The organism is Rouxiella sp. Mn2063 (assembly GCF_049319665.1).
GTDB lineage: Bacteria > Pseudomonadota > Gammaproteobacteria > Enterobacterales > Enterobacteriaceae > JBMOUD01.
Window position 1 is genome coordinate 235236 of the sequence record NZ_JBMOUD010000006.1, and the last position, 23359, is coordinate 258594.

Consider the following 23359-nt stretch of genomic DNA (forward strand, 5'->3'; position numbering starts at 1 on the left):
TATTGACTGAGAAAACACCATGATCAAATCGGATATTATCCATCCGCAGCTCTTATACACATTGGCCAAGTGCGGCCATAAAACCCAGGTTTTAATTGCCGACAGTAATTATGCTTGCGCGACTAACGCCCCAAAAGATGCAACGGTTGTTTACCTGAATTTATCTCCGGGGCTGGTCAGTGCGCCTGTCATTTTGGAGAAAGTCCTGAGCTGCATAAACGTTGAAAAAGCCGTGCTGATGACATCTCCACCTGATTTTATCAACACCATCGACGCTGAATATCGGCAATTGTTGCCAGAAAATTGCCCGATAGAGTGCCTTCCGCGCGAAAGCTTTTATGCGGCATGCAAATCAGATCAAACGTTATTAGTGATCGCAAGTGGTGAGCAGCGCCGCTTTGCGAATTTGCTTTTAACGGTAGCCCCTGTGTTGTAGTTGAACAACTCTATACAAGAGCAAGCCAACTTGCTCTTTATCGTTTAGATCTTACTGCGCAAAACAAATGCCCCGCCCCCCAACGCCAAGAGAGAAACCAGCCCTGAAAGCAGACAAATAGCCGCTGTTAATCCAACCAGGTCAATAACAAATCCACTGATCCCAGAGAGTATCCCGGCGGGTATATATCCACCCAGACTGAATAACGCATTGCCCTGCGCTCTGACGTTGGCAGGCACTTTTTGGGATATCAACGATATCGCTCCAAGCTGAGCCATTGCCTGACTGATGCCAGCGAGAACACCGGCTAATATCAGCGTGAATACCGAATGATGGATAACTGACGCAGACATAAACCCTAAGGAAAGGATGCATACCAGCGCACCGCTAGATAAAAGCGTTTTGATCTTGAGCTTCCCAATGAGAGGTTGAATCAGTGACGCTGACAGAAATGTCAACGCCACCGCAGCCCCCGCCAGCAACGGGCTGTTGCTGCCCAATTGATGAGAGAACATCGTCGGAGCAAGTGCCGCGACAAAGGACACGCTGGTTAATGCGGGAATATAGACAGAAACGCCTAAGGCAATATGGATATTATTTTGCGGATAGACGGCAGGTAATTTCAGACGTAAAGGAGTATCGGGGACGGGCAGCTTTTGCAGCGGTAAAATGCAAACCAACCCCAGACAAATTACTATCGCTAACATCTCAATTTTGTAAATTATGGCGACCGGCTCAGCCAGTTTTTGCGCCACAAAACCGCTCATCAACGGCCCAATGCCTGCACCAAACATAATAGCAATCGAGGCGAGTAAGGAAGAGGTCCGCAGCCGGCTAATCCCCCCCAACTCAATGACGCAAGCCATGCCAGCAGTGACCACGGTACCGACAGCGAAACCGGTTAGCACTCTGGCAACGCTCAACGTCAGTACAGATTGCGCATCCATATACAGCAGGCATGAAAAAGCGGCCAGCAGTAATCCGGGGATCAGGACGGCTTTATGTCCCCAGCGATCGGCAAGCTGTCCTGAAATAATTAATGAAACCACCAAGCCGGCAATATACATGGAGAATATCCCGGTCATCGCTCCGGCTGAAAATCCTATTTTTGCTTTCCAGTATGGATAAACTGGCGTTGCCATATTCGGCAGCATAAAGACGACAGCAAGCACGGCCGAAGCCGCAATTGTTGGCCACGTTTTATTTTTTTCTATCACGTCTGACTCACTGTATTTGAGGAGTTTGGCGCTTATCGCCAATGTACGTGAGAGAGAATAAAATCCATAAATAACAGCAACAAACGATAAAAACTTAACCGTGGTTAAGTTTTACTTAATCGAAGAGGTAAGCCGACCGTTTTAACGATAACAGCCTTAAAATTAATGCTGATTTGGTAGATAAACAGGCGTCGAGTTATTCAGCAAATATCCTCTGCTATCCGTTGCGCAATGCTCTATGACAATATTCGCTATTTCTTGCGCTCGCGCACACCGCCCAGCCTCTGCGGTGACAAACAGGAAAGTCAGGTCGCGAGAAACTGGGATGCAGTTATCGAGGGGGCAGATTTGCAGGGCGCCATTTCGTAACAGAGGATCGACCAATCGCAGCGACTCCAGTGCCACGCCCATGCCGTTTACCAAGGCTGAGGAAATATGCTGGTATCTATTAAATCTTAGCTTCTTTACCTCCGGCCAGTCGGTGTGATTATGCTTCCCCCATTCTTCCCAACTGACAGGGCTGGTTTCATTGACCAATAGCTTGGCGGCAAACAGCGCCTCAAATGAGGTGATGTTCTGCGCAATGTCTGGGCGAGCCACGGGAATAAACACATCTGGCCCCAAACTTTGCAAGCCAAAGCGCTGACTGGCCGGATTGCCATAAACGATACTGACATCGTAATGTCGAAAACTGGTATCTGCATGATCTTCAATAGAAACGTAGCGGATATCAACTTCCGGGCTTTGAAGCAATTGCAGCATCACGTTGGGCAGCAGTGCACCGCCTATGCCCGGCGGGCTTGAGATGGTCAGCGGCGACTCAGGGCGGAAACGAATCTCCTCGACGCCAAGGCGCATTTGCTCCATCCCTAATTCCACATAGGACAGCAGTTTGGCCCCTTCAACGGTAAGAGTGACTTTATTGCCAGCCCGCGTGAACAGCGCACAACCGAGCCTTTCCTCAAGCTTTTTAATAGACTGGCTGACTGCGCTGGTCGTCAACGAGAGGTTTTCAGCTGCTTTTTTGAAAGATTCCTGATGGCCCGCTTCGGCAAATGCCTCAAGCGCGCCCAATGGTACATAAAGTCTGCTCATGAAACTCCCGGTTACTCGCGTCAGCATGAACGCTGCGATTGCCTTTATTAGGAGCACTTTGCCACGGAATAAACCAAAACGCGATGTGCCATCTCCTTGAACATCCCTGCACTATTCATTGACAAATAATTGATACTTGGTCGGCAAACTGAGGGTATTAACGATGTTAAGTGCGGATGGTGTTTATGTTTAAAAAAATTCTGTGTTGCTTATTTTTGCTGCTTTCAATTGCCATGTTGAACGGCTGCGTTTCACTCTTTTAAAGCGCCGGGGATCACAATGCGAGCATTTATTATTCTATTTATTTTTTCAGCGGCGTTTTCACTCAGCGGTTGCCTGTCGATAGGGACGCATCTTTTTCACTAAATCACCTATCAAATCAGTCACCCATCAAGTCAGTGGCCCATGAAATAAATAACCAATGATGCACAGACAGAATCCTTCCTGTCTGTGTGAACTTAGCAAAAAACCAAGCGATCAATCGCTATCACTGCCATGAAACTCACGCCCCACTTCAACAGCATAAATCACTAAATATAAAAATACAGCCTCGGTGAAACGCGATACCACCCCTACTTAAAACAGAGTGTTTATGCTGAATTTTAACAAAAAATGTCAAAATTCCAGAGTTTTGTAAATTTGGAATCAACAAGGTAATGTCGAAGTTATCAAAGCGCGGGTTTCTGCCAAGATATCGTCTGATAATTGAGTTAACAAAGTATCAGTCAGGTCATTGATTAAAATATAATTTTTATTACTCTAAAAATGAAAAGGCAGCCGAGATGGCTGCCTAAGATGTGACAAGTAATCAAGCGGTTGTTTATCGGTGGATATTGCTTTCAAATTTTTCCCAAGTATTTATTACGCGCTAAATTTGGACAGGATCTAGCATTTTTATGGTATCAAACGAATTACTCAGCAGGACTTTTTGGGGAATTTTCAATTCCAACGCAAGAATATTCTGGTTGGTCAATAGGACTGACTGAGTCTCGAGTTGTTTAAAACTGCTGATGTCTGTCTTCAATACCTCTAAGACATCTCGCGTAATAATATGCGGACTAAATGCACCAGTCTTTTTTAGTGCCTCAAGACGCTTCCGTAATAGGACATTAGACTCGGTATTTCTTTCCAAATATCCGTTGGCAATATTATCTTCTTCGAGCCGGATATGTGTTTGTGAAAGCACAAAGGCAGCCTTATTTTTTAGATCGGCAATCAACATAACAAAATGAAAATTATCAATAAATTCTTTGTTTTCTAGTTCGGAAAGCAGACTTCTTAACAACGTATCGAGATTACCTAAAGCTCGACGAAGCGGTATAATATGCAGGCGAATAAATTGTGGATCATTTTGTTTTTGATTGGCGTATAAAGCTTCTTCAATAGCACCCAAAGCTTTACTTTTTATTTCACTAAATTTGATGAGTTTACTGAATTTCGCCTCATCCAGAAGCAAAGAAATTTTCTGATCAAGCGCATCAATTTTATCGCCTAACTCTTCCAGTTTTCTACTCAATGTCTCAGTCGTCTGCCTAGCAGACATAATATTGACCATCGAAAGCATAGCAGTTTGATTAGCTAGTTGGTTCATCACTTCCGCATGCGATTGATTAATAGTATTATTTATTTCCTGGACGGCGCTATTGAGTTGGTTATTCTGCCCTTCAGGAGGAAAGACCAGATGTTTAACAATTTTCCCCGCCGTATCACGAATAGTCCCACCGAAAATATTCAGTTCACCTGATTCAATACGATCCAGAATCTCTTTTGATAGGGGTAAAGCACGTTCAAGCAAAATAGAAAAACTCATAAATCCACCTCGTCAGCGAACTTTTCAGCGGCTAATCTAGCTCGGATGCTGCCGATAATTAATACAGCAGGAATAGTGACGCTATAAGCGGTGCCAGTAAAGGCGAAAATGACACCGATAACTCCTGTCAGCACGCCGATAAACTGCCCTGCAACCGGGATAGCTGCAATAGCCCCACGTCTTAGAATAAAACCACCGACTGCCATCAGAGCTGGAGTCATGCTGCCGATACTGCGGGCTGCAGCATTCTTAGCATCCATACTCAGCTTATTATTTAAACTTTCGCGAAGTACCTCTTCGAATTTCTCTCGTTCATGTGCAGAAAGTTTTTTCTTATAATCAGTTATAACCTTTTCAGCAATCTTCTCTTCGATTTTCATCAACTCATTTTTACTATCTACTTTGATACCAACTTTGCTGGCAACATCTTCGACAATTTCACGGTAATTCACACCACGCCTACGTAATAAGTTCATTACACTATCTCCCCCCATACTATGGAGTTCACTGACCAGTTTCAGTGGGTCACGCTCATCTTTGGTTATTCCGGATGAATATTTATTGGAGATAATTTCTGCTAAGAATGCTTTTTCTTCATTAGTCGCTTGGACTAATACCGAATAAATGTCTTTATCATTACGTGCAAAATCGATATTTTTCATTTTGAGGTAGAATGTGCTGTGAAAGGTTGATGATAGGATTAATAAACGCTCGCCAATATAGCTTAAAACTTACTCACAATATAGGCATGAAACTTAAATATCACTAATGGTTTTATGTTACTAAAAATAAAACCAAGGTCAATAAATCATTCAGATATTACAAAAATAGACTCATTCATCAGTAATATTCTATTTATCAATACCCCCATCATTCCTGCAAATAGCGCCTCATTGTCTCCTCAATTTTTCTCACCCAACTGTTTGCGCCCTGTTCTTGCGCCAGGTTCATCGCTGACTGTAATGCGATATTAAGGGATTGATTTGAATCGGACTGTCGAGAATAACGGATCATCGCCTGGACTCTCAGCAACTCAGGAACATTCCATGACGATTGATTAGCGGGTAATTTTGCTAATCGTTCACTGATTAAGGCGTCAGCCTCATGATGATGGCCTTTGTCTGCCAGCGCGGTGGCAAAGTCGGAAAGAAACAGTGAATAAGCAGGATCGAAGCCATTCGCTTGCAAAACGGCCAGCATGTGGTGAATTTCGTGCGGCATTACCGACTCGGCGTGACGTTGTAACTTAGCCCAGAACGCAAACGCGGCGCTGTATAATCGCCATAGCCCAAGGCCGTGTTCACTGGCAATATGATCAAGCTGTTGGGCTATTTGGGCAACCTGCTCAATATCGCCGGTCAGCGCGGCAAGTGTACAGCTACCTTCAGCCAATACACAGCACAGTGAACAGGCGTGATCTAAGGCCATGGCTTCTTCGACTGCCAGTTGTACCGCCCGTCGGGCTTGATTGATATCCCCGCTGACCCAAAATACCCGCACCAGAAATGCCCATCCGGCGACTCGTTGGTCAACCCCAAAGCGAAAAGGCGAACCTGACTGGTCAGCTCGGGTATCACAGTCGAGGAAAGCTTTAATTTCTGTCAACGCAGGCCGTTGCTGGCCTAAAAAATGTTGCGATGTGCCGATCAGTCGGCGCGCTGTTAGTAATGCCGCCCGATCGCCGAATTCTTGCGCCAGTTGTGCCATGTTTTGCCCGCTTTCTAGAGCTTTGGCATACAACCCGCTGCGTAAATGGTGCAGCCATAATCCATATTCAGATTGCAGCTGGATTTCTTTATCCGCAATCAACCTGGCCAACTCACCGGCTCGGGTCCAGGCCTGTGCATTTTCATCAATCGGGCCGCGTGCCCATGCCAGCGCCGACCCCAACGCCGCCCGCATCAACATCTCTTCGCGCACAGTCGCTTGCCCGTTAGGATCGTCATCTAGCGCCATCCCAATATACTGACGGCAGGTGTCGTGTAGGGAATACTGGATCCAAAATGGCGTGGAAGCAGAGAGGATTTTTCTGCCTAAACAACGGTCCTGATTATGCGCAAAACACCAATCGAGGGCGATTCTTAAATCATCGATCAGGTAGCCATATTGTCGCCGCCACTGTGAAGAGGATATCGATATCCACTCTTTCCACGCCAGGCTGGCACGCTCGGCAACAAAGTGTGCATGTTGTCTGGCGATATATTCGGTGCGCCCCGCCAGCTGCTGTCGGGCATAAGCCCTGACGATGGTCAGGTAGCGGTAGCGTGAAGGCTGGGTTCCGGCTTGGAAAACCAATAATGACTTATCGATCAGACTGGCGATAATATCGATATTTCGCTGGTCGGCCAGCGGCGATAACACTTGCTCGGCGGCATGAATATCAAATTCGCCCGCAAAGATGGCCAACTCCTGAAACACCTGTTTTTCATTCGGGCTAAGCAGCTGATAGCTCCAATCGAGCGCATCACCCAATGTCCGATGGCGAGGTGTGGCGCCTCGCCGCCCCGTTTCTAACATGCCGGTGTGGGTCGTTAAATCCTCAAGCACAGCCCCCAGCCCTAAACCGGTGATCCTTGCGGCGGCGATTTCAAGTGCTAAAGGCACCGCATCCAGCAAGCGACAAAGCGCAGCCACTTGCTTAACATTATCTTCGCTCAGCCGAAATTGATAATCCGCCGCCTGGATCTTTTGTACGATAAATTCAATGGCGCTGTAGTTTTTGGCCTGAATCGCGTCGACCTCGGTTGCAGGAACGGCAAGTGGCCCGAGTCGATAGACTTGCTCGCCTTCTACACCCAGCGGTGATTGACTGGTTAATACCACGCTCAATAGGCTATCGGCTTGCAGTAGTTGTTCGATAGCACGCGCACAGGCATCGGCTAGATGTTCGCAGTTATCTACGACTAATAATGCCGGTTTTTGATGAGCACGTTCCGCAATTAGCGTGCTACCGACACCTGCTAATGCGGCATTGAGCGTTTCAAGTGGGTCTGCGGTGTTGCTCAGATAGGATAAATCGGCAAAAAATACGCCGTCGGGAAAGACACCGGCAGACTCTCGTGCGACCTCGACGAGCAATCGCGTCTTGCCGATTCCCGCCGGTCCGGTAATCGTACATAACGGATGGGTGAGAAGGCGTGTTCTCACCTCACTAAGCTCTTTTTCTCTACCAATCAGTGGCGATCGTGGACGAGGTAATCCCGTTAACGTTGGCCGAACAGACACCGTTGATGTCACGGCTTGCAGTGTATTGACCGTTGCGGTGAAGCAATAACCACGGCCAAACAAGGTACTGATGAGATTGCGATCGTCGCCTAATACTTTACGCAAACTGGAGATCTGCGCCTGTAAGTTATTCTCTTCAACTACTTCCTGTGGCCAGACTTTTTCCAGTAGCTGATCTTTAGACACCACCTGCCCAGCCATGCTCACCAGATGAATGAGCACCGCCATTGCCCGCTCGCCAAGTTCTAAACGCACGCCATCTTTCATCAGCAAGCCCAGATTAGGAAATAGCTGGTATTTGCCGAAGACAATCATATCGTCATCCCTGCTGGCGTTTAGCGAGGTGGTTGAACCAGGAGTTGGCATGCAGATGTTTCCAATATCAGGATATTTCAGAAGTCTGAAATTGTAGGACAAAGACTCTGTATCGACAACCGCGCACTATTAACTCTCCCCACGATTATTGAGAATAGCGCGATGTCAAACAACACTACGCATACAAGCATCAAGCCGCTTGCTAACGCTGATTATTCTAGTGAGCCCGCCCCCGTTTTGGGGACGGCATTACAGTTTATTATGGCGATTGCTTGCGGTGTCTTTGTCGCCAACATCTATTACAACCAGCCATTATTAGAACTCTTACAACAGGGGTTTCCGCAAGACGTTAACTTAATAAATCTGGCGCCTACCGCCACTCAGTTAGGGTTTGCCTGCGGATTGTTTCTGTTGGTGCCTCTCGGGGATAAAATTAACCGCCGCAAACTGATTCTATGGCAGGCAGCCGCGCTGTGTGTCGCATTAGTTTGCCTGGCGATGGCACCGAATGTGGTCATGATCATTGTCGCCTCTGTCGCCGTTGGGGTGACCGGTTGCGTTGTGCAACAAATCGTCCCCTTTGCCGCAGAACTTGCTAAACCAGAGCGCCGGGGCCAGGTGGTCGGTACTGTGATGAGCGGCGTACTTTGCGGGATCCTGCTTGGCCGTGCGGTAGGCGGATTTACCGGGGATCATTGGGGCTGGCGCGCGACATTCTGGATGGGGGCCGTGGCGTCAGCATTAGTATGGCTATTGCTGTTCTTTACCTTGCCGCACCACCAGCCACGCAGCAAACAAAGCTATCTTAGCCTGATGAAATCGCTGGTATCGCTGTGGTCAGAGGAACCCCTTTTGCGTAAGGCGACCTATATTCAAGCCACTCTTTTTGCTTCTTTTATTGGCTTATGGACCATTCTGGCGTTGCGATTACATGATGCCTTTCATTTAGGGGCCGACGTTGCCGGGTTAATGGGGATTGTAGGTGCGGTAGGTATTTTAATGGCGCCACTTGTTGGCCGCATTGCTGACTGCCGCGGGCCTTATAAAGTCATAGGTCTGGGCTGCCTGATTATGGTGCTGTCTTTTGTGGTTCTTGGGGTTTGGGGCAGCATTACCGGTCTGGTTGTCGGTATTATTGTGATGGATTTAGGCGAACAATCGGCATTAGTCTCCAATCAGCATGTTATCTATGCGCTGCGCCCTGAAGCACGTAGTAGACTGAATACTTTATTTATGACCGGCATGTTTATCGGCGGCGCGTTAGGTTCCTGGGGGAGCAGTGTCGCGTGGCGAGTGGGCGGCTGGCCAATGGCATCTTTGCTTGGCGGGGCCTTCACTCTGCTGGGATTAGCTATCCATTGCTTTAGCTTACGTAAAGCTAAATAGCAGTAAATTACCCAAACAACGTCAACCATGACAAAAATAAAGCCTATAATAATTTGATTATTATAGGCTTATTTAGATTTCCTAGAGCAGCGCCTTGCGGAAAAACTTGGTCAGATACAGCAAATAGATAATGCCCAATCCTGCCCAAATCAATCCCATGGTCATTGAATCTCTTTCCAGATTTAACCACAGTACGCTAACAATCAACGCGCCCAATAGCGGCAATATCAGGTAATGGAAACGATCGCGCCAGGTTTTGTTACGTTTCTCACGCACGAAAAATTGATTGATCACCGCCAGATTAACAAAGGTGAAAGCAACCAATGCGCCAAAGTTAATTAACGCGGTAGCGGTCACCAAATCAAACCAAAATGCGCTGAGCGCGACAACGCCAACCATAAAGATATTGAGCGATGGCGTGCGCCATTTCGGGTGAATATAGCCAAAGAACTTCGCTGGAAACACCCGATCACGCCCCATCACATAAAGCAGTCTTGAAACACTGGCGTGAGAAGCCAGACCGGATGCGAGCGTATTGATAAAGGTGGTACACAGGAAAATAGACTGGAATAACTTGCCGCCGACATAGAGGGCAATTTCTGGCAACGCCGCATCGGGCTGATGGAAACGGGTAATCGTTGGGAAATAGAGCTGAATAAAGAACGAAACGCCAATAAAAATGATGCCGCCATACAGCGCGGTAAGAAAAATAGCGCGAGGAATGGTCACCGCGGCATCGGGTGTCTCTTCACTTAATGTGGTTACTGCGTCAAATCCAAGAAAGGAGAAACAGACAATCGTTGCGCCGGTGATAATCGGGATCAAATGCGCGTTTTCACTAATAAAAGGTTGCAGGCTCCATACTGTCCCAACCCCTTCCCCGTTATGTAATCCGTGAATCACCAGGAAAATAAATACCAGAATGATTGCCACTTGTGCCAGCACAAACAGCGTATTGAAATTCGCCACTAAATTTACGCTGCGCAAATTCGCAGCGGTCATAATTACCACGAAACTGACCACCCAAATCCACGGGGCAACATCGGGAAACATCGCGGTCAAATAGATTTTTGCCAGCAGGACGTTGATCATCGGTAAGAAAAGATAATCGAGCAAAGATGACCAACCGACTAAAAAGCCGAGTCTTGAGCTAATGGCTTTTTGCGTATAGGTATAGGCGGAACCGGCCTGCGGAAAACGCCGCACCAGTTTGCCATAACTGATAGCCGTAAACAGAATACCGACTAGCGCAAACAGATAAGACGTCGGGACATGTCCCTCGGATTCGCGAGAAACAATACCAAAAGTATCAAATACGGTCATTGGCGTTAAATATGCCAGCCCCATCATTACCACTTGCCATAACTTCAGGCTACGCCTAAGTTTCGGCTGGGCCGCCGCTTCAACATCAACATTCTCCGCCATCGTATGCTTTTCTCTTTTTACGACCATTTTGGGGGCGTCATATTAAGTCTTACGCCCGCATATTGGGAGATAAATTACATCGCTAACGGCTAATTACACCAACAAATAGAATATTCTCAATTCCTCAGCCTTGCTGCCTTACGAAAAAACCTGGTCAGATTTTTGACGGTCGTAACCTGCGAGTACTTTTTACCGCCTTAGACGAGGCTTATCACGCGCTGCGGGATCGCATTGGGATCTAAATACTCAGGTCGGTGGTATTCTTCAATACTATTAATTATCACGCCATCAAAAGCACACTGCCCGGATTTTCCGATGAGCCCCGACGCAATTAAAATAATGGCCGCCTATATTTGAGGCGGCCATTGTTAGATTTAAAAGGACTCAGAGGCTATCAAGGGAAAATCAGTTTTTCTGGCGCACCTGATGCGGCGCGCAGAGTTGGCAAACTGACCAAAGCCATTACCACTAATATGACCCCAGCCACGATAGGTACACCAAACCCTGCACGGACACCAAAGTTGTCAACAATCAGCCCAGAAAGTGCACCACCAAGCGCAACGCCGATACTGATCCCCGTTGTCATCCAGGTTAACCCTTCGGTGAGCTTAGCTGGCGGCACAACAATGGTACCGAGATTCATGACAATCACCATGGTTGGGGCAAATGACATCCCGGCAAAAAATAGCATGCCCGCCATGACATAAACGTTTGGAGAGAAAATAGGTAAAACAGCGGTGGCGGCAGTGACCAGGATCCAAATCAAGAATTGCTTCTCTATCGGTAAACTAATCTTTAAGGCGCCAAAAGTCAGGCCTGACGTCATTGAGCCAAATGCATAAGTCGCCAGGATAAAACTGGCCGCCGTTGGCCAATCGTGTTCATTGGCAAAGGCAACCACTCCCACATCAATCGCGCCACCAATAACGCCCATCAGTAGCAGGGCTAAAACGATAATCCGCAGGCTGGGAATACGTAGCGTCGAGCTTTTATTGCCGCTGCTGTTAACTATCACTTTCGGCTCAGTCTGGCGTTGCAGCAGAAAAGCCGTCACGCCAAAAGCTAACAGCACCACGGCAACCAGCGGACCCGCTTCGGCAAAAAGGCTCATACTGAGGCCGATAGCCAACGGTGGCCCAACAATATAGGCCATTTCAGTTAACACGGTGTCCAACGAAAACGCGGTGTGTAGCTGCGGTTTACCACGAAAAAGCGCGGTCCAGCGTGCTCTGATCATCGCGGGCATGCTCGGCATGGTGCCGGCGAACGCGGCCAAAATAAATAGCAACTGTGCCGGTGCTCGCAGATAAGCGGCCAAAATTAGCGTCAATAACATCGCAATACTAAAAAGAGTGACGAAGGGAAGCACACGACTCTGCCCGCGCTTATCCACCAGTTTCGATACCACCGGGCCGATAAGTGCGTTGGTTAAGGTAAATGTGCCAGCGACCGTGCCAGCCAGCCAATAAAGACCGCTTTGCTGCACCAACATAGTAATAATGCCGATACTGATCATTGCCTGCGGCAAACGAGCCAGTGAGCTAGTAAACGCCAGCCCAGCGGCTCCCGGTGTGGTAAAAATTTCGCGATAAGGGTTGCCCATGATATCTCCATTTACCAAGCACAACAGACACACGTCATTCACCAAATACTGACTTGAGGGGTATGCTGCGAAGGTAGAATTATTATTATAAATAATTGATTATTATAAAAAGAAAGCTTTTATAAAGATATATCCAAAATAATTGGCGTCGCGTCAAGCCTACGCAGAAACAACGTCAAGTATGACGAATATAGAATTAAATTAGCAGGCAACATCTATCCAAGTCGCACTGGTAATACTGGCAAGCCGTTCTGGCGTAATTTTAACGCCAGAATTAGCGCTTCCTCCGGCGGGGATCACTTCGTCATATTGATTCAGACTTTGATCGCAATAAACGCTAACGCCATCAAGAGCAGCAAAAGGACACACGCCGCCGGGGGGATAACCGGTCAAGATTGCCACCTCTTCCGTTGGCAGCATTCGGGCCTTCACGCCAAAAAACTGTTTAAATTTCTTATTGTCTATGCGCGAGGTGCCCGCCATTACCAACAATACCACTTGCTCATTAACCTTACATGACAAGGTCTTAGCTATCTGTCCGCTCTCTACTTCAAAGGCTTCTGCCGCTTGCTGCACCGTTGCCGTCGGTTTTTCATGTACGGTGATGTTAATATCGGGGGCATGTTCTGCGAGAAACTGACGAACACGTTCAACACTCATCTTCTCTCCTTAGACATTATTATTTTGGCTGTAAATGACCAAAACACAGACCGATTTAAGCGAACCTGGCAATCCAAATCCCCACCAGACCGATCAAAGCTGAGCATAGAACCAATGCCCTGAGCTGAAAGATGTCTGATACAAAAAACATTCATACCCTCCCTTATTAAAGAGGGGTATTTATTTGCTTATTCAGTATTTTATCCTACCTGCTATTCATTGTCGGCAAGCGTTCCGACCACAACGGCGGTGGCCTCTATCTCAACCAACAGCCCGTCAAGCGCTAGGCGTGGTACGGGGATCAGTGTACTAGCAGGAAAAGGTCCGTCTCCCCAGATTTTCCGCGACGCCGCTGACCAAATGGGAAGAAGCGCTTCAGTATAATCTACGATCAACAAATTGATACGCACGATGTCATGCACTGTCGCCCCACCGGCTTGCACCGCAGTACGCATATTTGCCAGAGCACCGTCCAATTGTGTCGTAAAACCTTGCACTCCGCCGTCTCCTAATTCAGTTGAACATTGGCCCGATGCAAAAATAGTACGCCCCTCGTGCGGCGCAACCACCACGTGGGTGTAACCACTGGGGGTCGGATCATGCAGACCAACAGGATTAATATGAACTAATTCGCTAATGTGGGATGGAGCTGAGGATAACGGGTTTTGTGGCATAAGGAGCACCTAATAATCGTTAGAGTCAAAGTGTGTTGGAGGGCAAAGCAGCATCACCATCTCTCAATAACACGTAAATCGCGATGCCTTCATCTGCGGCGGAGTGTTCCCGCCACAACTCAGCCCATGGCTGAATCTTTCGTCACTTTAATTCCCCTTACGCAATATTCCAAGTTTTTTCTTTGAAAAATAAAGAATGCATCTGCAGGCAGACATTATTGCAAATAAGAGAAGTTCGTTTCGGGAGGAGAAAAAGCCTCATGTTCTATATGAGGCTTTTGCGCAAGAGAAAGAGAGTAAGTCTTAATTATTCATTTGACTTCAATAGTTTATGTGCTTCAAATTTCATCACATGGGTGCTTACTGCGGCCTGGAATACTTTGAAAATAAGTCCATTAACAAATGTGGTGATCGTCAGGGTGATGAAAGCAGTCATCACCCAATCAATCGCCGTGATGCCACTATGCAGCAAGTACGGGTGGTAAACGGCCATACTAGCGATCACCGTCCAATGGCTCAGACAGTAAAAGCATTGAAAAAGATGGCCGATCATAGGATTTTTCTTTGCCGTCCAGGCCCGCCATCCGGCAAATAATTCAGTCTGGGTGATAGTCATCGATATACTCGCTGATGCCAAGGCGATCATCAGGCATACGGACAGGTCCGAGGCTAAAACATCAGTCATTATGTTGTCCCTTGTCGTTGAGGTAGTTGATAAATTCTGTGCCTATATCTTGTAGGGTAAGGCTCTTAAATCTCTCTAAAATAAGTTCTTCCGCCTGATGAAAAGTCTCTGACATCACACGGTTTACGCCCTGCTCAACCAGGCAATTCGGATTATCATTACGATGCCCCAGCGCAAAAATTTCCGGGGATCCTAGCGCCGCATAGATATCGTATAAAGTGACCTCATGAGTTGGCTTACACAGCGTCCACCCTCCGTGATGTCCTTTCGACGAGCAGACAATTTTGCTCTTGCGAAGCCCGGCGAGAAGCTTACGTATCACCACCGGATTACTATCAATGAAAGCGGCCATCTGTTCAGACGTCAGCGGTTTATCGGCATCCTCAAGATGAAGCAGGATGTGCAGTGTCGCAGAAAATGAGTTGTTTGTTTTCATGTAACTTACAATATTACATAAGATGAGGGATGGCAAATGTTTATAGAGAAATGTCGCCCAGATTAACCGTTAAGCTAACACTAATGGTATAAACAGAATTTAGCGTTACGAGAGCCAGGAGAGGCCATAAAGGAACTTCAGAACTCTTTTTATTGTGCGGGATACTTTTTCTAAATAGACGACAAAGGTTGATTTTTCTTTCGGTTGCGGGCAGACAACACCCTGCTCTGATAGCGCTTGCCAGGCGGCAACTCGCACACTAAATACAAAGTCCTTTTCTTTCATCTGCAACAAAATAGTCTGGCTTTCCTTACCGGGTACTTGGCGAAGTTCCTCGATAAGCGTCAGCCGCTTGCGATAATCCGTCTTATCGCGGGAAAGCAATTCTGCTTGTATAAAGTTGATAGATATTCCTCCATGAATAAAATAATAAACAGCTAACCGGCCATTCGCATTGGCCGGTTATTATCGCTATTACTACGGATTTTCAACCTGTAATGACTCGCCTATGGTGTAGAAATTGCCACCGGCGATATAGTGCAAGCTGCGTAATTCCGCTGGAGCAGTATCAAAATGCCAATGCCCTTCCCTAAATACTCGGCTATCAGCCCAGGCTCCTACCACTTCACCGATAAACAAATCATGAGCGGCATGATTATGTGGTTCATTAATCAATCGGCATGCCAACCAGCCGGAACATCCCGCGACAAACGGCATCTCGTGGCCTTCAAAACTGAATAATTCCACGCCGCTGTTTTGCAATTTATTAGGTTCGGTGAACAGGCTGTGGCTCCCGAGCTCATAGGTGAGTTGCATCTGAGTCACGGTGGGGATTTGAATCACAAAGGTGCCGCTTTTCTCAACCAATTCACGCGTTTTAGATATTTTATCTAACACCACGGTCAATTTTGGTGGCGTGAAATCCAGAGCGCAGGCCCAAGCCGCCGCCATCACGTCTTTTACCCCATCATGAGTCGCTGACACCAACACCGTTGGCCCATGATTAAGCAAGCGGTAAGCTTTCTCCAGTGCCACTGGCGCAATATGTTTATTCATCTCACTTCCTTATCAATATTAACGACAACCAATGCCAAGCATTATATTCGCAAAAACACCACAATCAATATAATTACACAAAGAAACTATTAGCATCCCCCTCATTGTTAACAGCTCTGCTTTTGTCGGAAGTGCAATAACAGGTACTATTCGTCATCCTCAAAACTTACAAAAAAGTGGGCAATATGTCTTTGGGCTTATTCAATCTTTCTCACCCCTCTAATCGCGGGGGCACTAATGTGGATCAGCACGCTTAAGGCACGATTGGCTTACTGTTCGCAAACTGAAAGCAAGATAAAACACGCTAAAGGCAAGCAACTACAGCTAATAAAAGAAAAGTTGTCAGACGAAATGGGATTGCCAGTTGGGTTTCATACTATGGGGCTGCCACTTGCGTTAAGTATGCTCGGCATCATTTTGAGCTTTTCTATCCCTCAGTTTGCAATATGGTCGGCTATTTTTTCGTGGTTCCAGTTGCCAGAACATGCAGTATTAGTTGCGGTGTTTGCTACTGCGTTAGTTTTTGCAGGCATAAATGCTGTGATTGTCTTTATGGTTGGCAAAGGTTTTATGGCTGCAATCAGAGCACATCTGGTATTAGCGATAGCTACGCTAATCATCGCCTGCATTTACTTTTTAACGGCTCTGCTTAGTTATTCAGATGACGCTTCTTGGTCAGATGTTAATCTTCCGAGTAGTATCGTCAGTCTGATATTAATTATGGCGAGCTTTTTTATTATTCACTCCCGAGTTTTTTATCTGATGCTCGTTTATTCTTTACATAATCGCGCATTCCGCAAAGTCATGTCGGAGTCTGTTGCCAAAACGAAAACGTTTCCCAAATAATACACTCAAACGTCATGCTACAGCCCTCGTACATATCGTCGCGAGGGCTGTAAAATCGTACACAGGCTGTGTAGAAAAAATCAGGCAGGTAATCTAAAGCGGGATATCGCCTGTTGCAGGCTTTGGCATTGGCCAAAGAGCTTAGTTGAGGATGCAGCCGTATCATTAACCAACGTATGATTGCGTTCGGTGACTTTATTCAACGTCGAAATGCGTTGTGCAACATCATCAATACTTTGGCTTTGATGGACGGAACCGTCGGTAATTTCTTGCACTAATGCACTGAGTTTTTCGATAACCGTGATCACTTGCTGCAAACTTTGCCCGAGTTGTCCGACAGAGTCAGCGCCTTTGCCAATTTGTTCGACGGAGCTGCGGATTAGTTGGTGAATATCCTGGCTAGACTGACTGCTTTTGCTCGCCAGCATCCCCACCTCTTTTGCTACCACCGCAAATCCCCGGCCTTGTGCACCAGCGTGTGCCGCCTCGATAGCAGCATTGAGTGCCAAAATATTGGTCTGGAATGCCACGCTTTCTATCATCGCCACAATACCGCTCATCTCTGAAGACTGGCTGACAATGCCTTTCATTGATTGCTCAACTTTTTGCATCATGCTGCTACCGCCAGCCGCTAATGTTCTCGCCTGTTCGGACTCTGAATTAGCTGATTGTGCATGGGCTACGTTGTTTTTTACTCGCTCATTGAGCGATGAGAGATGCGTGCTAACTTGCATCAGCGCGTCATGCTGAGTGGATGATTGCGCTGAGAGTTCTTCGTTGCCTTTAACGATATGATCAATATTGACGCTAATATGGCCCGACGCTTGGCGAACATCTTCTACTAATTTAACCAAGCCAAATTGCATGCTTTGCATACTTTCTGCCAATTGGCGAACTTCGCGGCTGCCTTTGGCGCTCAAATCACTCGCTTGTGATAAATCACCATCGGCCATCACTCTTAATTGAGCGTTAACGGATTTTAATGGGCGGATGATCCAGGAGTTCACGCCCCACCACACCACGATCGCAATAATGAATAAAAAAATCAGCGTTGCCACAGAAAGCCATTTAGCTTTAACCAGTGACGTTAACAAACTATGGCTAAGTTCATCTGAATTCTTCGCGCTAATCGCTTGGAATTGGAAATACTTATCATTGAAGTCACTCTGAAATGCCTGAATTGGTACTTCAAAAAAAGCATCAATATTACCCTTTTTACTCAGGCCATCGGCTTCTTCAATAATACCGCCCATAAACAAATCATAGCTGGCCTTTAAATCGGTAAATGCTGCCTGTTGATTAGCAGGCATATGATGACTTAATGCAATAAATTGGCGATACGATTGTTCCGACTCTTTTAATGCTGCCTGTGCCTCGCTGAGTAAGCTATTCCAACTGCCCACCGAGCCTGTTTCTTTATCTTCCATATAATAAACCCCGGCACGATTGAGCTTATCGCTGGCAATAACTAATGCCATACGTGCGTGGTCCAGCGTCATTTGTCTTTGTCGCAGCGTCGCGGCTTCGGCGACATTATTATTTGCAACGTGCAGGATCTTCGACAAAACAAAGGTTGAGAACAGCTGTAGCGAAGAGAACAGCAGAATAATTGCCACACATCCTGAGAGAATGCTGTATTTACGCGTTTTAAAACGTCCGGCTAGAGATGAGAAAAACGCATTTCTGAGAGAGTTTTTATGGGAGTGAGTGGGAATAAACTGCCCTTCAAGCTGAGATTGACTCATGACTATTTCTTTTAGAATTCACATAGATAGCTAACTATATCAAATGAATATGACATTTTTGTGAAAGAACTAAGACAGATGAAGGCGCGGATGACGGAAGGCGGCGGCCTAATAAGTGGTATTTAATATACTCCGCATATTAGACCGCTTTTAATCGCTTATCTTTATTACATAAAACTTACATTACACAAAGCTTACAGTGCCGCAGAGCCCGCTTTGCTTTGGCGCTGGAAAGGCAATACCAGCGTTAACGTCAGCCCCCAGAATAAACCTGCGGTTACGCCACTAATACCACCGAACACCACGTTATACAGCCATTGGTTTTGCAACTCTGGGTGAGTCGCACCATAAGATACCAGCGCAAACTTGGTGAAAAACGCGAACAGAATCAACACCAAAGTGCTGTAAGAACCGGGTCTTATTACTGATCCAGGTTTGCTGCCAGCACGCAGTGGTTGTGACCGACGAGCACAGAAACGCCCGATAAGCCCACCGACTAATAATCCAGGCAACATAAACACTAATGCTAACTCGCCTTGCCCAGCAACAGCAGAACCGGCCAAAATAAGAAATACCAGCGGCAGGATAAACAATCGTTTCAATAAAATTTCACGATCCTGCAAGGCATTAATACCCCGATAAATCAGCCAAGCCAATATTACCCATACAAAAACTGGCGTTTGGCTAATAATATCCATTAACGTCATAACGGCCCTTTTTTATTAGTATTACTATGAAATGAAGCAAATTTATAGGTCACGATTGCTGGCTAATCAGCTAGCCGCAATCGCACCTCAAGATGCATTATCCATTAATGGTTCGCAAGGAGTTTCAGCGAATAACGACCATCCAAATCGCAACCAGTTATGACAATCATGCCTATGATTTATGACAAATCGTGTAGCCATTTTTAATTGTGACGTTTTAGTCCTGTTGGCCACGTTTTCGTGCGGCAGCATCCTGCAAAGCATTCTGAATGATACTGACCGGATGAGCGCCAGAAATAATCTCCCCGTCTATATCAAAATTCGGTACCCCTTGAATATCGACCACTTGCGCAATAGCTTGACGCGTTTGCAATACATCGGCATCGCTGTTGAGAAATGCTAATGCCTGCGCGCTATCCAGGCCAATTTCTGCGGCAATCTCGGCAAGAACGTTGCTATCACCAATGTCTCGGCCATGTTCAAAATAACCGCTAAATAATGCGTTAGCTAAATCATCGGTTTTTGCAAACTGTCGCGCCCATCCCATCAGTCGATGGGCTTTAAAGGTATTGGGAGTTTTTAAGATGGCGGCGTGATTGAAATGAATATCATCGTTTGCAGAAGCCGCAACGATCCGCTGGTCCAGCATTTGACTGTATTCCAGACTACCAAATTTTTTGATGCGGTAGCTGGTGCGATCAACCCCTTCTACCGGCATCGTTGAATTGAGTTCATAAGGCTGCCACACCAGCGTTACCTGGATATCTTGGGCAAGATTACGAATGGCCTGCTGCAAACGGCGTTCACCAATAAAGCACCACGGGCAAACAAAGTCGGACGTCAGCGTTACGGTAATATTCATGTTTTATCTCAATTGTGAAATCGTTACTGGCTTATCAGGCTACCTGTTGTGAACATCATCAACCAGTAGTGGTTTAGTGCTCGAATAAAATAGTTTGCCAGCAATCGATTGTAAACGGCGCAAATAGGCCGGGGATGCTATGTTCTCGGTGAAACGCTAGTGAGATGTTGTGGATTTACGTAAAGCTGCAGGCGGATAAAAACGCGGGTGGCGATTGATCCGTTGACGGGTTTTATCAAAGGCGATGAGTTTTATCAAAAACGCCAGACATGATATCTGGATTTATATGCCCACAAAGAAATCATGAGCATACAAATTATTCAGCTGGAGTGAATATTATCTCTTCATGCGGTTATTCAGGATAACCATTTTTATATTGCATTTTTTTAACAACGTTTCCATTGTCGTCAAATACCTTGATTTCACCATCCGCTAAGCCATTTTTATAAGAAATTTCCGTTTTCAGTTTTCCGGCTTGGGTATAGCTTTGCGAAAGTCCTTCCGCTTTGCACTTCACCAACGGTGTATGCGCTCTTAATTGTCCATTTGGGTAATACACATCCATGTAGTCATCAAAGCATTTGTTTTTTACCACTGTTTTAAACAGAAGATGTCCATTGTCATCATTTTTCACTAGTGGACCTTCCGGCGTTCCCTCTGTAACCGCAACTTCAGGTACGGATACTTTCATTGACTCCCTTTTTAGGTCTGCAGCTGTCATCCCTTTGGCGTAATCGGGGGTCATGCCAAGACCATCAATGGTATTAGTCACCGCTGAGGAGAAGTCAGCACAGCCTGACAACAACATAATGACGGCTAAACAAATTTTATTCATGTTAATCCAAATCCAAGTCAATGTAATCCGGCCCCGCAAGGGAGCTGAATTAACAACAATCTTAATGCTGTTTTTATCCAGAACCTTGGAGCAGAACGCTCAGGAAGCCAGTGCAGCAACGTTTACAACATTAAGAGTATTATTTACATATTGAAAATAATCCAAATAAAATAGAAACATTTCAATGATTTTCAGAATTGACTTAGATAATTTAATTGCAAGCTATTAAGCTATGGATGGATCCTTGGCAAGTTGAGCTTAAACCTGATGGCAAGAAGGCGAATTAACGTACACGTACCAATAGCAAACCATAAACTGTAGTTTTTATTTATATACCCAACCTCTCCTGCCAGTTGGATAGCCGCCCCGGCCAGCGCAGCAGAGGCGTATATCTCCTTGGTGAAAATAACCGGTACTCTGCGTAAAAAGATATCCCGCAATGCCCCGCCTCCCACTGCACTGATACAACCAAGGAATAAAGCCAGTTCCGTATTGCCATACAAACTATAGGATTTGTGTACACCAAAGGCGGCAAAAAAGCCCAACCCTACCGCATCAAAGAACAGCGCTGGCTCGGTTAATATACGTAATAATTTACGAGAGAATGCCGTTAATATTACTGCGACAGTCACTAATATCAAATACTCCATACTGATAAGCCCGGCGGGAGGAAATGCGCCGAGGCACACGTCTCTGATAACACCGCCACCACATCCTGTCACAAAAGCGGCAACGAAAACGCCTAAAATATCCAACCGGCGCTGAATAGCGGCGAGCGCACCGCTAATAGCAAATACAAACGTCCCTATCAGATCGATATAATGCAACATCTAAAATATCCTTGATATTTAAATATTATTGCGAAATATAGAATTGTCAGATAAAAATCACTGCGAGTTATCGATTCAATTAAAATTATCAAGAATGGAGGATGTCAAATTAGCATTGGACTATCTTATGAAGATTAAGGTGGTTAGTTAACAAGATATTTTTCAACAATACCGGCCCATAACGTCGCACCTGGAACAATATTGGCATCATTAAAATCATACTTACCATTATGTAAGGGAACGCCGTTTTCATTTTCCTTACCGTTACCGATAAAGAAATAGCTGCCATTTGCAAGATGTTCCAACATAAATGAAAAGTCTTCACTTCCCATACAAGCTTGTGCATTATCATGACATTTTTCTTTGCCAAATAACTCACAACCTACTTTATAAGCAAACTCTGTAGCCTCATTACCGTTGACTAAAACAGGGCTACCGTTGACATGATTAATGCTAGCGACTGCATTATAAACCTCAGCGGTTTTTATCGTAATATCACTAATACGTTTTAATACCAACTTACGAGTCTCTTTATCTAAGGTTCTTACCGTAAGTTTTAATAATCCTTTCCCAGGAATAACATTGGCTGTATCGCCTGCTTGCAAGCTTCCAACGGTAATCACCGCCGGACAAAAGGTATCAACATTTCGCGACACTATCGATTGTAAGCTGATGGCAATTTGCGAGCAAACCAGCACGGTATCTACCGCTTTATGTGGAAAAGCCCCATGACCGCCAACGCCGGTAACTTCGATCTCTAACGTATCAGAGGATGCCATGGCTGAACCTTTTCTGAAATAAAACTCTCCAGCATTGAGCCCTGGCATATTGTGCATAGCAAAAATCATATCGCATGGATATTTTTTGAATAATCCATCTTCAATCATTTTACTGCCGCCGCATAACAACTCCTCGGCGGGTTGATAGATAATATGCAGTGTGCCATCGAAATTACGCGTTTTCGCCAAATACTTCGCCGCACACAATAGCATGGTAGTATGCCCATCATGACCGCACATATGCGAAACACCATGATTCTGACTAATCCATGGAACCCCACTATCCTCAAGAATAGGCAATGCATCCATTTCAGCACGAAGCCCAAGGATCTTTTTTCCATTGCCTACTTTTAATGTGGCAACAAATCCAGTCTGTGCGAAACCTCGCTCAATTTTATAGCCCCACTCGGCTAATTTATTCGCGACCAATTCACTGGTGTTAACTTCTTTAAAGCCAATTTCGGGGTTTTTATGGATGGCATGTCTAATATTGATAAATTCAGTCTCAAGGGATTTTACTTGTTCAACAAGATTATTTTTCATAATAGTCATTCCTTTATTTATTCCGCTGGTTTTAAACTTTACCGCAAAAAAAAGAGATCCAACACATCAAGAAACGCATTCTATAGATAATGAGCTTTATTTATAATCTAAATGTGCTGGAGCGAAATGTATGTTTTTTCACACCAAAACCATGACAACACAATTCATAATGTTAAACATGCGATGATT

General features: G+C 45.8%; 22 protein-coding genes. 3 read left to right on the forward strand and 19 right to left on the reverse strand.

Going from position 1 to position 23359, the window contains the following annotated elements; translation table 11 throughout:
• The first annotated feature begins 19 nt into the window (after positions 1 to 19).
• Positions 20 to 436 (forward strand): RbsD/FucU family protein, encoded by a 417-nt coding sequence (locus ACL9RG_RS11720; RefSeq protein ID WP_422792791.1) that lies wholly within the window; start codon positions 20 to 22, stop codon positions 434 to 436.
• A gap of 44 nt (positions 437 to 480) precedes the next feature.
• Here ACL9RG_RS11720 and ACL9RG_RS11725 read toward each other — a convergent pair whose 3' ends face one another.
• The 5 genes from ACL9RG_RS11725 to ACL9RG_RS11745 all read right to left on the reverse strand — a co-directional run bounded on the left by ACL9RG_RS11725 (position 481) and on the right by ACL9RG_RS11745 (position 8149).
• Positions 481 to 1653, reverse strand: coding sequence for an MFS transporter (locus ACL9RG_RS11725; RefSeq protein ID WP_422792792.1), 1173 nt, complete (start codon positions 1651 to 1653; stop codon positions 481 to 483).
• A gap of 162 nt (positions 1654 to 1815) precedes the next feature.
• Positions 1816 to 2748, reverse strand: a complete 933-nt coding sequence (locus tag ACL9RG_RS11730) for a LysR family transcriptional regulator (protein WP_422792793.1) — start codon at positions 2746 to 2748, stop codon at positions 1816 to 1818.
• 868 nt (positions 2749 to 3616) lie between these two features.
• Complete coding sequence (locus tag ACL9RG_RS11735) at positions 3617 to 4558, reverse strand: hypothetical protein (RefSeq protein ID WP_422792794.1); 942 nt, start codon at positions 4556 to 4558, stop codon at positions 3617 to 3619.
• Positions 4555 to 5220 carry a hypothetical protein gene (locus ACL9RG_RS11740; protein WP_422792795.1) on the reverse strand — a complete coding sequence of 222 codons (666 nt, stop codon included), beginning with the start codon at positions 5218 to 5220 and terminating at the stop codon, positions 4555 to 4557. The genes ACL9RG_RS11735 and ACL9RG_RS11740 overlap by 4 nt, the downstream gene beginning before the upstream one ends.
• A gap of 208 nt (positions 5221 to 5428) precedes the next feature.
• Positions 5429 to 8149: an ATP-binding protein gene (locus ACL9RG_RS11745; RefSeq protein WP_422792796.1), complete on the reverse strand. Its 2721-nt coding sequence runs from the start codon at positions 8147 to 8149 to the stop codon at positions 5429 to 5431.
• A gap of 111 nt (positions 8150 to 8260) precedes the next feature.
• Here ACL9RG_RS11745 and ACL9RG_RS11750 point away from each other — a divergent pair, with 111 nt between their 5' ends.
• Positions 8261 to 9484, forward strand: a complete 1224-nt coding sequence (locus ACL9RG_RS11750) for an MFS transporter (protein WP_422792797.1) — start codon at positions 8261 to 8263, stop codon at positions 9482 to 9484.
• Positions 9485 to 9565: 81 nt separating this feature from the next.
• Here ACL9RG_RS11750 and ACL9RG_RS11755 read toward each other — a convergent pair whose 3' ends face one another.
• The 8 genes from ACL9RG_RS11755 to ACL9RG_RS11790 all read right to left on the reverse strand — a co-directional run bounded on the left by ACL9RG_RS11755 (position 9566) and on the right by ACL9RG_RS11790 (position 16023).
• Entirely contained in the window at positions 9566 to 10909 is a 1344-nt protein-coding gene (locus ACL9RG_RS11755) for an APC family permease (RefSeq protein WP_422792798.1), read from the reverse strand.
• 394 nt (positions 10910 to 11303) lie between these two features.
• On the reverse strand, positions 11304 to 12512 hold the full coding sequence (locus ACL9RG_RS11760) for an MFS transporter (RefSeq protein ID WP_422792799.1): 1209 nt from the start codon (positions 12510 to 12512) through the stop codon (positions 11304 to 11306).
• A 201-nt stretch (positions 12513 to 12713) separates the two neighbouring features.
• A complete protein-coding gene (locus ACL9RG_RS11765) occupies positions 12714 to 13172 on the reverse strand; it encodes a YbaK/EbsC family protein (protein WP_422792800.1) in 459 nt (152 codons plus the stop codon).
• A gap of 212 nt (positions 13173 to 13384) precedes the next feature.
• Positions 13385 to 13846 carry a RidA family protein gene (locus ACL9RG_RS11770; RefSeq protein WP_422792801.1) on the reverse strand — a complete coding sequence of 154 codons (462 nt, stop codon included), beginning with the start codon at positions 13844 to 13846 and terminating at the stop codon, positions 13385 to 13387.
• Positions 13847 to 14153: 307 nt separating this feature from the next.
• The gene (locus tag ACL9RG_RS11775; RefSeq protein ID WP_422792802.1) at positions 14154 to 14531 is read right to left on the reverse strand and encodes a DUF1360 domain-containing protein; all 378 of its coding nucleotides are present in this window, start codon (positions 14529 to 14531) and stop codon (positions 14154 to 14156) included.
• A complete protein-coding gene (locus ACL9RG_RS11780) occupies positions 14524 to 14967 on the reverse strand; it encodes an Rrf2 family transcriptional regulator (protein WP_422792803.1) in 444 nt (147 codons plus the stop codon). Before ACL9RG_RS11780 ends, ACL9RG_RS11775 begins: the two co-directional genes overlap by 8 nt.
• A 105-nt stretch (positions 14968 to 15072) precedes the next feature.
• Positions 15073 to 15351 carry a hypothetical protein gene (locus tag ACL9RG_RS11785; protein ID WP_422792804.1) on the reverse strand — a complete coding sequence of 93 codons (279 nt, stop codon included), beginning with the start codon at positions 15349 to 15351 and terminating at the stop codon, positions 15073 to 15075.
• A gap of 93 nt (positions 15352 to 15444) precedes the next feature.
• Positions 15445 to 16023 carry a flavin reductase family protein gene (locus ACL9RG_RS11790; protein WP_422792805.1) on the reverse strand — a complete coding sequence of 193 codons (579 nt, stop codon included), beginning with the start codon at positions 16021 to 16023 and terminating at the stop codon, positions 15445 to 15447.
• A 237-nt stretch (positions 16024 to 16260) separates the two neighbouring features.
• On the opposite strand from ACL9RG_RS11790, the gene ACL9RG_RS11795 reads away from it, so the two are divergent.
• On the forward strand, positions 16261 to 16869 hold the full coding sequence (locus tag ACL9RG_RS11795; protein WP_422792806.1) for a hypothetical protein: 609 nt from the start codon (positions 16261 to 16263) through the stop codon (positions 16867 to 16869).
• A gap of 80 nt (positions 16870 to 16949) precedes the next feature.
• On the opposite strand, the gene ACL9RG_RS11800 is transcribed toward ACL9RG_RS11795, so the two are convergent.
• The 6 genes from ACL9RG_RS11800 to ACL9RG_RS11825 all read right to left on the reverse strand — a co-directional run bounded on the left by ACL9RG_RS11800 (position 16950) and on the right by ACL9RG_RS11825 (position 23170).
• The gene (locus ACL9RG_RS11800) at positions 16950 to 18614 is read right to left on the reverse strand and encodes a methyl-accepting chemotaxis protein (protein ID WP_422792807.1); all 1665 of its coding nucleotides are present in this window, start codon (positions 18612 to 18614) and stop codon (positions 16950 to 16952) included.
• Between the two features lie 194 nt (positions 18615 to 18808).
• Complete coding sequence (locus ACL9RG_RS11805) at positions 18809 to 19321, reverse strand: hypothetical protein (protein WP_422792808.1); 513 nt, start codon at positions 19319 to 19321, stop codon at positions 18809 to 18811.
• 217 nt (positions 19322 to 19538) lie between these two features.
• Positions 19539 to 20183, reverse strand: coding sequence for a DsbA family oxidoreductase (locus tag ACL9RG_RS11810; RefSeq protein WP_422792809.1), 645 nt, complete (start codon positions 20181 to 20183; stop codon positions 19539 to 19541).
• Positions 20184 to 20535: 352 nt separating this feature from the next.
• A complete protein-coding gene (locus tag ACL9RG_RS11815; protein WP_422792810.1) occupies positions 20536 to 21018 on the reverse strand; it encodes a toxin-antitoxin system YwqK family antitoxin in 483 nt (160 codons plus the stop codon).
• A gap of 230 nt (positions 21019 to 21248) precedes the next feature.
• A complete protein-coding gene (locus ACL9RG_RS11820) occupies positions 21249 to 21848 on the reverse strand; it encodes a trimeric intracellular cation channel family protein (RefSeq protein WP_422792811.1) in 600 nt (199 codons plus the stop codon).
• 143 nt (positions 21849 to 21991) lie between these two features.
• A complete protein-coding gene (locus tag ACL9RG_RS11825) occupies positions 21992 to 23170 on the reverse strand; it encodes a M20 aminoacylase family protein (RefSeq protein ID WP_422792812.1) in 1179 nt (392 codons plus the stop codon).
• Between the last annotated feature and the right edge of the window lie 189 nt (positions 23171 to 23359).